A 3,649-nucleotide genomic window follows, 5' to 3' on the forward strand; every position below is an offset into this window, starting at 1 on the left:
CTGGGCACGAGGTCTCCGGTATGAAGTTCTTGCTTGGTCGCAGAACCAGATACCGGAGACCTCTTCAGTTATCGATCACCGCCACGCCGCAACTTGGCGGGCACAGCCCGACTTACGAAACACGCCTTAATGCCGGTCGCTCCTGTCGGCCTCAGGACCCGGGATCATCACAGCGGTGCTCCAGTCGCCGAGAAACGCGCCGTTCTCCAGGTCCAACGCGATGTCCAGATCACCACCGAAGCTGATGCCGCCCAGTCGGCACACCTCGATGTACCAGGGCGACAGACCGTCGCGTGCTCCGTCCGGAGACATGCACGAGCCGCCCAGGTGCTCGGCGTGAAAGACATCGAACCTGTCCGGCACGTCGACGTAGGCGTCGTCGTCCGACGGGAGACTCACCGGTGCCACGCCCGCGTTGGGGTCGTCGCGGGGGACAAGCCACAGCGGACCGTACTGGCCGTGCTTCGCCCGACGGGCGGCGTTGTCGAATTCGCCGTCTGCGAGTGATGGCGCCGCGGTGGGGCGGGCCACGCGTGGTCCGTTCAGCTCCGTCTCGGTCAGCCACACCATGGCGAACAGGGATGCGACGCCGTCGTCGGCGACCTGTAGCCGAGGGTGCGGCCTGGCCTGGGCGAGTTCGGCCCAGAAAGGGTGCCCGGCCGGTGCGACGTCGGCCGATCGTCCGGCGATGACCGCCGCGACCTCCGGCGACGGGTCCTCGAAGTAGCGCTCGTCCTCCCATTGGAACACCGCCACGGCCACCAGTTCGGGCCCGCGCCGCCGGTATACCTCAGGCAGCCACAGCGTGAAGCAGTGCAGCATCGGTTGACCGGTACGTGGAGAGCGCGGCCAAGCCGAAACGTCGATGCCCGGACCGGTCTGGTCGGCCCACCCCGCAGGCAGCCTGGGTCGGTCGCCGGCCTCCTCCGCGACGTTGTCGTCGGTCCAGATGTCGAACGCCTCGATCTTCACAGGGCCGGACACTAACGCACCCTGGCTAGTGCTGATCCAGTCGGTTCAGGCTCTGACGGCTGCCATCGGCTCGCCGACAGCAGCAAGGTGACGACTCGTCGTACGACCTCGTGTCGTCCTCAGACAACTGGGCCGCAAACACCGGAATCCGGCCAATCTTGACCGTCCACATAGGTGGGTGACTCCGCACCGGCGGGGGTGACGACAGGCCGATCAAGAATTCAAGATCGTCCAGGCGCTCCGCTATCAGCGCCCCTTCCCATGCGCCGGACGCTTTCTGGTCCTGCGCGCCACCAGGCATCAGCACAGGAGACCCTCATCGTGATCAACAGGTACCCCGGAAGCTGCGGAAAGTGCCGGAGACGGGTGGAAGCCGGGGCCGGACAGGCGGTCAACACCGGGGGCCGCTGGAGTTCGTACCACCATGAGTGCGCACCGGTCAGAACCGCTCCGCCGCGCGGGAACCACCGCGGGTGGCACGACCTGCCGGTGGTGGGTTTCGACATCGAGGGCACCGACAGGCAGCCCATGGACAGCCGCATCGTCTCCGCCGCCCTGGTCTACGCCGACGGGACCACCTCGAACTGGCTCATCGACCCCGGGGTGCCGATCCCGCCCGACTCCACCGCGGTCCACGGGATCACCGACGAGATGGTGCGCAGCGCCGGGCAGCCGCCGCGGAAGGCACTGGCCGAGCTGGGAACGGCGATCTCGAAGGTGATCGCGGACGGCACGCCGTTGGTCGTCTTCTGCGCCCACTACGACGTCACGGCGCTGCACACCGAACTGGCTCGCCATGGCCTTCCGCCGGTCGAGTGGGACCGCGCCGCCATCATCGACCCCTCGATCCTGCACGGTGAGGTCGAGCCCCGCTGGTACGACAGCCGACAACTGGGCGACCTGTGCAGGTACTACCAGGTCGACCTGGCGACCGCTCATGACGCCGAGAGTGACGCGCGCGCGGCAGTCGACATGGCGGTGTCGATCGCGGCCCGTCACGAACGGATCGCCCGGACGCACCCCGACGCCCTTCACCAGGCGCAAGTCGGCTGGTACGCCCAGCAGAAGCGGAACCTCCAGGAATTCTTCGACCGGCAGGGCCGCAACGAGACGGTCAGCCTGGAATGGCCACTGGAAACCAAGCGACGCCGATAGGCGGGGCGGCTGCTATCCGTGGCGCGACACCGGCTCCCGCACCTCGGCCTGCCAGGTGCGCAGGGCCCGCTTGATCCGGTCGTTCTCGGCGAGGGTGCGATCGACGCCATTCCGGCTCTCGACGTGCAGTTACTCCGCCGCACCATCTGATGCGGCAGAAATGGCGGGGTGACGATCAAAAACCTACCCGAATGCGTGGTGCAGGACGCCGACTTGGCATAGCGAGGCGGAGACCGTGAACGGCAGGTCTCGCATGGGCAGCCACAATCAGATCTTGGTGGGAAACGGCCCCTATAGGGGCCGTTTCCCACCAAGATCTCCGGTCATCCTGAAAAGCGGAACGAAGTTCCCGAGAGATGGACGAATGGCGGGCCAGGTCGGCAGGTTTGGGGCAACCGGCGGGGCGGGCTCCCGTGGGCGGGACAGTCGGGACAGGGTGGCCGGTGAGGCGGTGACCGCCGCCGGTGGCATCCGCGCACGCGGCTTCGATCAGCGCGGTATCGGACACTCCGCGACGTGCCGGGGCCCTTCCAACTACCGGCCAGACAAGCTGTCGGGCCGTCGGCGCACAGTGACGAAGTGCGGATGTTGGGCCGGGAGCGAAAGAATCAGTCGGCCTGGGCGGCCAGTTCGCGGGCGCGGTCCCTGGCCGCCTCCAGCGCGGCGAGCAGCGCCGCCCGTACGCCGTGCTTCTCCAGCTCCCGTACGGCGGAGATGGTGGTGCCGGCCGGCGAGGTCACCGCCTCGCGCAGCTTCACCGGATGCTCGCCGGAGTCGCGCAGCATCACGGCCGAGCCGATCGCGGTCTGCACGATCAGCTCGTGCGCGACCTGCCGGGGCAGGCCGAGCAGGATGCCCGCGTCGATCATCGCCTCGACCAGCAGGTAGAAGTACGCCGGCCCGGAGCCGGACAGCGCGGTCACCGCGTCCTGCTGCGACTCGGGCACCCGGACCGTCGAGCCGAGCGGCTTGAACATCTCCTCGGCCAGCGCGAGGTGCGTGCCGGTGGCGTGCGCCCCGGCGGAGATCGCGGTCATCGCCTCGTCGACCAGGGCCGGGGTGTTGGTCATCACCCGCACCACGGGGGTGCCCTCGGGCAGCCGGCGGTTGAAGAAGCTGGTCGGCAGGCCGGCGCAGAGGGAGATCACCAGCTTGTCGGCAGGCACCTTGGGCCCGATCTCGTCCAGCAGCGTCGCCGCGTCCTGCGGCTTGACCGAAACGGCGAGCACCTCCGCCTCGTCCACCGCCGTGAGGTTGTCGACCACCCGGACCCCGTACCGGGCGGTCAGCTCCTCGGCCCGGGCGGGACGGCGGGCGGTGGCGAGCAGGCGGTCCACCGGCCATCCCGAGCGCAGCAGCCCGCTGAGCATCAGTTCGCCGATCTTGCCGGCCCCGATGACCGCGACCGTGTGCACCGAACCCGCCATCGGGTCGTACCCCCCTTGCCGTGAGCCGGCGTCGCGGTGGGTGTCGAGGAGGAGTTCCTGCTCGTCGACCCGCACACCGGGGCCGCGGTGCCGGC

The 3,649-nt window shown here is 68.9% G+C and carries 3 protein-coding genes; 1 reads left to right on the top strand and 2 read right to left on the bottom strand.

All coding sequences use genetic code 11. The features are described from left to right. Window positions 1–126: 126 nt before the first annotated feature. On the bottom strand, window positions 127–972 hold the full coding sequence (locus AB0D32_RS32615) for a hypothetical protein (RefSeq protein WP_357098788.1): 846 nt from the start codon (window positions 970–972) through the stop codon (window positions 127–129). A gap of 261 nt (window positions 973–1,233) precedes the next feature. Between AB0D32_RS32615 and AB0D32_RS32620 the strand changes: the two genes are divergently transcribed. Next, the gene (locus AB0D32_RS32620; protein ID WP_357098791.1) at window positions 1,234–2,127 is read left to right on the top strand and encodes an exonuclease domain-containing protein; all 894 of its coding nucleotides are present in this window, start codon (window positions 1,234–1,236) and stop codon (window positions 2,125–2,127) included. Between the two features lie 608 nt (window positions 2,128–2,735). Here AB0D32_RS32620 and proC read toward each other — a convergent pair. Continuing rightward, entirely contained in the window at window positions 2,736–3,554 is an 819-nt protein-coding gene (gene proC, locus AB0D32_RS32625) for a pyrroline-5-carboxylate reductase (RefSeq protein WP_357098792.1), read from the bottom strand. Window positions 3,555–3,649 lie beyond the last annotated feature (95 nt).

It is taken from the genome of Micromonospora sp. NPDC048170 (assembly GCF_040652795.1).
Lineage (GTDB): Bacteria > Actinomycetota > Actinomycetes > Mycobacteriales > Micromonosporaceae > Micromonospora.

Coding starts and splice junctions, on each gene's coding strand:
- proC (WP_357098792.1), bottom strand. CDS start 3,554: ATGGCGGGTTCGGTGCACACGGTCGCGGTCATCGGGGCCGGCAAGATC.
- AB0D32_RS32620 (WP_357098791.1), top strand. CDS start 1,234: ATGCGCCGGACGCTTTCTGGTCCTGCGCGCCACCAGGCATCAGCACAG.